Origin of the sequence: Rhodohalobacter sp. SW132, assembly GCF_003390325.1 — a bacterium.
In the GTDB taxonomy this organism is placed as follows: domain Bacteria; phylum Bacteroidota; class Rhodothermia; order Balneolales; family Balneolaceae; genus SW132.
Genome location: NZ_QUOK01000041.1, coordinates 1 through 283, shown reverse-complemented (window position 1 = coordinate 283; position 283 = coordinate 1). Strand labels below are relative to the sequence as shown.

The window sequence follows — 283 nt, the reverse complement described above, 5'->3', positions numbered from 1 at the left end:
TAAATACATCCAGCCCTGCTCGCCGCGAATGTAGGTCATGTCACTGACCCAGACCTGGCCAAGTCCTTCCGGGGAAAAGTTACGGTCCAGCACGTTTGCTGCCACCGGCCATCCATGCGTTGAATGTGTGGTTTTTACCCACTTCTTTCGAATTCGGCTGGCAATGCCCATTTTGGTCATCAGCCGGGCAATACGTGGTCTGGAGGCCGTGCAACCGTCTTTTCTTAACTGGTTGTAGATCCTCGGCGAGCCATACCGCCTGCCCGACTTCTGCCAGGCGGCG

The 283-nt window shown here is 56.2% G+C and carries 1 protein-coding gene; it reads right to left on the bottom strand.

Annotated elements, in window-relative coordinates:
• The coding region (locus DYD21_RS21410) for an IS3 family transposase (RefSeq protein WP_147303675.1) at window positions 1–283 on the bottom strand (283 nt) is incomplete at both ends.